The organism is Streptomyces sp. TRM49041 (assembly GCF_008271805.1).
Taxonomy (GTDB): Bacteria; Actinomycetota; Actinomycetes; order Streptomycetales; family Streptomycetaceae; genus Streptomyces.
Window position 1 is genome coordinate 1 of record NZ_VSRY01000108.1, and the last position, 6092, is coordinate 6092.

The 6092-nt window shown below is 67.4% G+C and carries 5 protein-coding genes and 1 pseudogene; 3 read left to right on the forward strand and 3 right to left on the reverse strand.

Annotated features, from left to right (window positions below; all coding sequences use genetic code 11):
- Positions 1-11: 11 nt before the first annotated feature.
- Positions 12-1469 (reverse strand): NF041680 family putative transposase, encoded by a 1458-nt coding sequence (locus FVS66_RS13075; RefSeq protein ID WP_149181364.1) that lies wholly within the window; start codon positions 1467-1469, stop codon positions 12-14.
- A 233-nt stretch (positions 1470-1702) separates the two neighbouring features.
- On the opposite strand from FVS66_RS13075, the pseudogene FVS66_RS35905 reads away from it, so the two are divergent.
- Positions 1703-2269: pseudogene (locus FVS66_RS35905) on the forward strand (IS5 family transposase); the annotation flags it as partial.
- Between the two features lie 283 nt (positions 2270-2552).
- On the opposite strand, the gene FVS66_RS13085 reads toward FVS66_RS35905, so the two are convergent.
- Positions 2553-3515 carry a YafY family protein gene (locus FVS66_RS13085; protein WP_149181366.1) on the reverse strand — a complete coding sequence of 321 codons (963 nt, stop codon included), beginning with the start codon at positions 3513-3515 and terminating at the stop codon, positions 2553-2555.
- A gap of 63 nt (positions 3516-3578) precedes the next feature.
- Between FVS66_RS13085 and FVS66_RS13090 the strand changes: the two genes are divergently transcribed.
- Complete coding sequence (locus FVS66_RS13090; protein WP_149181367.1) at positions 3579-4721, forward strand: epoxide hydrolase; 1143 nt, start codon at positions 3579-3581, stop codon at positions 4719-4721.
- A 7-nt stretch (positions 4722-4728) separates the two neighbouring features.
- Here the strand turns inward: FVS66_RS13090 and FVS66_RS13095 are convergent, their stop codons facing one another.
- Positions 4729-5217 (reverse strand): hypothetical protein, encoded by a 489-nt coding sequence (locus FVS66_RS13095; RefSeq protein ID WP_316248181.1) that lies wholly within the window; start codon positions 5215-5217, stop codon positions 4729-4731.
- Between the two features lie 531 nt (positions 5218-5748).
- Here FVS66_RS13095 and FVS66_RS13100 point away from each other — a divergent pair.
- On the forward strand, positions 5749-6063 hold the full coding sequence (locus FVS66_RS13100) for a hypothetical protein (protein ID WP_149181368.1): 315 nt from the start codon (positions 5749-5751) through the stop codon (positions 6061-6063).
- Positions 6064-6092 lie beyond the last annotated feature (29 nt).

Sequence of the window (6092 nt, forward strand, 5' to 3'; positions counted from 1 at the left end):
TAGCTTGATCTTTAACCTGTGCGGCGTGGACGCGGGGTCGTTGTCTTCTTCGTTCGTCGCTTTGCGGAGTCCGGTTTGCCGACTGTGTGCACGTCGTGGCGTGGGGTGGGTCGGGTGTTCTTGCGACCCGGCGGACGCCCTGGGCCGGGGCGGGAGGTTTTCGGTGCTTCGGCGGGGCAGGCGGCCTTGGGGCGGAGGTGCCGGAAGTCGCGGCGGACCCGGGCGGGAGTGAGCCTGTCGGGCGGGCTGGGTTTCTCCCACGGCCGGCGGAGGTCGGCCGCCAGTGGGCGAGCGAGCCGGAGCTGGGTGAAGGCGGCGAGGATCAGCCAGGTCCACCGGTCGGCGGCCTCGGGGCTGCGGATCTTCGGGCAGGTCCACCCGAGCGTCTGCTTGAAGAGCCGGAATGTGTGCTCGATGTCGAACCGCCGTAGGAACACCTGCCAGAGCAGGTCGACTTCCGTCTCGGTGGCGTCGGTGCCCGACCACCACAGCCACACCGGCTTCGGTGTCGCGCCGCTGGGCAGGTGGTCGACCTGCAGGCGGATCGCGGTGCCCTCGATCACCGGCAGGGCGCCGAGCTGGGCGGTCCAGGCGGAGCGGTGGGTCAGTCTCGGGTGGAGGCGGTCCCATGCCCGGGCCGTGGCGGTGCCGTAGAGACGCGTCGCGGTCACCGTTGCTGCGTCGGGGGTGTTCCAGGTGGTGGGATCACCGAACACGAACTCGCCCCCGTGACGCGGTGGACGGCCACGGGTGCCAGGTTCCCGTGGCGGGACCGCGCGACGAAGGACACGGTCCGAGCGCATCCGGCCCAGCACCTGCACCGGCAGATCCCGTAGAAGGAAGGCCAGGCGGGGCACGTCGTAACCGGCGTCCACCACGATGAGGACGTCCAGGTCGCCGTCGTGCCACTGCCCGGCTGCAATCAGGCGCTCGATGAGCTCGCGCATCTGCCGAGCAGTGACGGTCGCGGCATCGTCGCCCGGGGCCAGACGCAATGCGTCCAGCGGCGCGGTCCATGAACTGCGGCCCGTCTCCAGCGCGCAGATCACCGAATACGGCCAGCCAGGAACGGGAATGTGCTGGTCCTTGCCCCGCCCATAGGTATGGCACAGGATCCGCTGCGGTGAGGTGTGCGCGTCGGGCCGCAGCCAGCAGGTGATGTCGGCGGCCAGCACCAGCCGTCCGTCCGCCGCCCGCGGCAAAGGCACCGCGGCCAGGGCCCGCCGCAGCCGGGCCACGTCCAGCCGGCCCGCAGCCAGGGCGTCGTAGAGTCCACCATGCCCACGACGGTGTTCACCCACCAGCGACAGCTCCACCAGCGACCGGACCGGGCCGTCCGCACACAACACGGCGTCCGCCAGCTCGAACAATGCATCCGCACGTCGGGTCAGGCAGGAGTGGAACTCACCCCGGAAGCGTGACAGTTCCGCAAACGGATCCTGCCGGACAGCATGATGCAACAGACTCATCCCCACGGCCTTCGTGCTGGGTGTGTGTGTTCCTTGGTCGGAGCACATGCTCAGCCGAAGGCCGTCTGCGCGTACGGCAGTTACCGGTCCGAGTGATCAAGTACGAGGAGCCGTTCGACCCGCAAGGTTAAAGATCAAGCTAGGGCCTGTTTCGGAAGTCCGTTCCGTGCGGTCTGCGGTGTTCGGCATGATTCAAGGTCGTGGCTGGTGATCTGAGTGATACGGCATGGGCGATGCTCGGCCCGTGCTGCCGGTGGCGTCTCGTGGTCGGCCGGCCCGGCATCTGCCGGGTCGGCGCTCCATGGCGTGATGTGCCCGAGCGGTACGGGCCGTGGCAGAGCGTCCACCGGCTCTTTCGACGCCTCCAACGTCAGGGCGTGTGGGATGAGGTCGCTAACCTGTTGCGCGCCGCCGCGGACGGCCGCAGGTTGATCTGCTGGGAACTGTCGGTCGACTCGACGAGCTCATGTGCTCACCAGCACGCGGCCGGCGCCCGTCGCCACGGCGCCGAGCAGGTCGAGCCGCCCGGCGGCGTCGTTACCGAGCCGGATGATCACGCCCTGGGCCGTTCCCGGGGCGGGCTGACTACCAAGGTCCACGCCGCGGCCGAGCAGGGCCAACGACTGATGGCGGTGGTCATCACCGTCGGCCAAGCCGGCGACAGCCCACAGTTCGAACCCGTCCTGGACGCCGTCAAGGTCGCCCGGACCGGACTCGGCCGCCCCCGGAGCCGCCCGGTGAGGGTGCGGGCGGACAAGGCGTACTCCTCGCGTGTGAACCGGGCCTACCTACGCCGCCGCGGGATCCGGGCGACGATCCCCGAACCCGCGGATCAGATCCGCAACCGCAAGCGGCGCGGGACCGCGGGCGGGCGCCCGCCACGCTTCGACCGCGTCACGTACGGCGCCGCGGACGCGCTGGGGATCGACCTACCGGCCGCCTTCGTCGAGGTCCATCGCTCCAACATGAGGAAGCGGGGCGCGGACGGCCGAGTCCTGCGCCGAGCCGACGGCAAGGTGCTGAAGGCCCCGGATACCGGCCGCCGGCCCTCGACGACATCGTCGAATGACCGACGGCCGAGATTCACGTCGTGGATGCGCCACCCGCCGCGCGGCGGAACCTCGTCGCGAGGCGATCGAACGCCGCCGCGAGCTCGTCTCCGTCTATCACCTCGATGTCGACGTCGAGCTGTGTCATCCACAGCGCGAGCCGATCTGGGTCGTCGGAACCCAGCTCGACATGGCACGTGGACTCGTCGACCACCTCGATATCGACCGGGATGGGGATCTTCGCGGCGACCTTGGCGGCGGGAGCATGCACGAGTACCCGGGCGCGGTACTTCCAGGCCGCCTTGCTGACGCGTCCGACGACGTACTCGACGACATTGTCCTCCGAGATCACGCGCGGCTGGAACCGCTCACCCGTCGGTCCGTGCGGAACCATGCGGTCGACACGGAAGATCCGCCAGTCGTCACGGTCGAGATCCCACGCGAGCAGGTACCAGAGCGGCCCCCAGCTCACCAGCCGTTGCGGTTCGGTGTGGCGGGCCCCTTCGCTGCCCCCGGGCTTCGTGTATCCGAACCGGAGCCGTTCGTGGCCGCGGATCGCGGCAGCGACCGCGCCGAGAACCGAGAGATCGAGCGGCGGCTCAGCCGCTGGAACGACGCTCGTCGCCTCGCGTACCGCCTCGACGCGCCGACGCAGGCGCGAGGGCAGCACTTGCTCCAGCTTCGCGAGCGCAGTGAGCGATGTCTCTTCGACGCCGAGCCTTTGGGTCGCGACCGCCCCCAGTCCGACCGCGACGGCGACGGCCTCGTCGTCGTCGAGCAGCAGTGGGGGCATCGCCGTCCCGGCGGCCAGCCGGTACCCGCCCGCGACGCCGGGGCGCGCGTCCACGGGATAGCCGAGCGACCGCAGCTTGCCGATGTCGGCGCGCACAGTCCTTGTGCTCACATCGAGCCGGCCGGCGAGCTCGGAGCTCGTCCAGTCGCGCTTGAGCTGGAGCAATGACAGCAGTTCGAGCAGGCGGGCCGAGGTCTCCAACATGCTCTCTATCATTTCAGCAATTGCGGAAGCTAATCTACCGCGTTTCCTGGGAACGTCGGTGTCATGAACGAGAACAACGCACTCACACCGTTCCGTATCGACATCCCGCAGGCCGACATCGACGACCTGCGTAACCGGCTGGCACACACGCGCTGGCCGATCCCCGTGCCGGGCCGAGACGATCGCACCGACTTCAGCCGCGGCATCCCGCTGGTGTACCTGAAGGAGCTCGCCGAGTATTGGCGCGACGGGTTCGACTGGCGTGCGCAGGAGGAGAAGCTCAACGAGTACGAACAGTTCACGACGGTCGTCTACGGCCAGACGTTCCACGTCGTCCACGCGCGATCGACGAACCCGGAGGCCACGCCGCTGATCCTGAACCACGGCTGGCCGGGCTCGTTCGTCGAGTACCAGCGACTCATCCCGCTGCTGACCGATGAGTTCCACGTGGTCATCCCGTCGCTGCCCGGCTTCGGGTTCTCCACCCCGCTCTCAGGGACCGGCTGGGAGCTGGCGCGGACGACGGAGGCCTACGCCGAGATCATGACGCGTCTCGGCTACGAGAGGTTCGCGGCCCACGGCACCGACATCGGTGCGGGCACCACCGGCCGCCTCGCGGCGCTCTACCCGGAGCGCGTCATCGGCACGCACATCGGCAGCGACCCCCGGTGGCTCGGGTTGGTCGGCGACAAGTTCCCTTACCCCGACGGTCTGTCCGATGACGAGACCGCCCAGATCGAGGCAGTGCGCACCGAGTATGCGGCCGAGCGCGGGTATCTCGAGATGCAGAACCACCGTCCCGACACGATCGGCGCGGCGCTCACCGACTCGCCGGTCGGTCAGCTCGCGTGGATCGCCGAGAAGTTCAAGACCAGGACCAGCGGCGCCTACCGGACGCCGGACGAGTCGGTCGACCGCGACCAGCTCCTCACGAACATCAGCCTGTACTGGTTCACCCGCAGCGGCGCATCGAGCGCGCAGTTCTACTACGAGTCCGAGCACTCCGGAATCGACTTGGTCATGGCCTCCGGCGTGCCGTCCGGATGGGCCGTGTTCGACACTCACCCACTCATGCGCCGCGCGATGGATCCATGGAAGGCGATCGGCCACTGGAGCGAGTTCACCGAGGGTGGTCACTTCCCCGCAATGGAGGAGACGGAGCTGCTCGCGAACGACATCCACACCTTCTTCCGCGGCATTTCCTGACTCCGCGTCAGAGCTCGCGGGCCACGAAGACCCATTCAAGGCCCGGCAGGTCCGGCGCGTCCAACGCCTCGTCGACCTCAAACCCGGCGGCGTTCAGCGACGCCTCGATCTCGTCCCGCTCGTAAAACCGCGGGGTTGAGACCGAGGTGACCATCGGCTGGAAGCACGTGATCTCGTTGGTCTTCTCGCCGACGTCCAGCTGGGCCAGGACCAGGCCGGTGGCGTGCTCCAGTGCGGCAAACAGGTGGATCTTGCGGCCCTTCGCCTTGACCGCGCCGCGCAGGCTCTTGCCGTCCACTGCGAGGCCCTGCAGCCCGGTTGCCTTCGGGCGGCGGTCGGCGAGCCAGCTCCCGGTAGCCAGGTCCAGCGCGTCGCCGTCGGTGCGGGCAAGCAGTCGGCGGACCGTGGTCTCGGCGGGCAGGACCCGCCTGGGCAGAAAAGGGCAGGCGGGATCAGAGATGATGCGTTGGCAGGCACGGTCTTCCACTTGGATCACGGGGCGTAGAGAACTCCATGATTTTGGAAGCCGTGCCTGTCACGTTCCGGGAGTACCGCTGAGCCGGCAGTTCGCCACGAACCGGGCGTCACGCGACTACGCCGAAGCCCTGGGGCGGGTGGCAGCTCGATCCGTCCCCACGCCTGAACGCCCATGACAACGAGAGTTCGACCTCAGGTGACTGGTCTGCTGATTTACTGCTGACACAGCCCATTGCTCAAATTCTTCGAACCGTGGCTTGAATTACGCAGAGCAACAGTACGGATTGAGCTGAATCTGAGATTCCGCTGTGACCTGAGACACACGTTGATCAAGTCGGTTGATTTTGGAGTGAAGAGCAAAACAGACTCTAGAGGTCCTCAGGCGCGCTTCTCCCCGAAATAAAAGCGGAAAGCGATGCCATGGAGTTACCCAACCGACTATGGAGTGGAAATGAATCTCAGGCTGTCTTCATCTCGACGGCGGCCGTTTACCTCGGCGCTTTCCGTGGTCGGGGCTGCGGTGGCTATGGCGGCCACGACAGGAGCTGGCGTGTCCTACGCGGATGACGGGGGAATGAACGGAGTTCCGAAGGGTTCCATATCGGCGGATGGGAGATTCTTCAAGCCCGGCCCGAACACTGTCGTCAAGCTGAACACCGATCGAGCTCTGGCGGCTGGATCCTTACAGTCGGTTGATGCAGTGGCTCCTGCCCCTGCGGGTGCGACCGCCTTTTATACGCTCAAGAACGTGAAGGACTTGGGTCAGTCCTGTGGCACCAACGTCATCCAGCAGACTAGCGGGCGCGGCAAGACCATTGAGCATTTCCGATCTACCCTCCGGCGAGTGATGCTCGCTGGCGCATGACGACGAACACGGCGTGGATTGCGGTGGTG

Excerpts from the sequence above, each read along its gene's own strand:
- FVS66_RS13075 (WP_149181364.1), bottom strand. The coding sequence starts at position 1,469 with ATGAGTCTGTTGCATCATGCTGTCCGGCAGGATCCGTTTGCGGAACTG.
- FVS66_RS13085 (WP_149181366.1), bottom strand. The coding sequence starts at position 3,515 with ATGTTGGAGACCTCGGCCCGCCTGCTCGAACTGCTGTCATTGCTCCAG.
- FVS66_RS13090 (WP_149181367.1), top strand. The coding sequence starts at position 3,579 with ATGAACGAGAACAACGCACTCACACCGTTCCGTATCGACATCCCGCAG.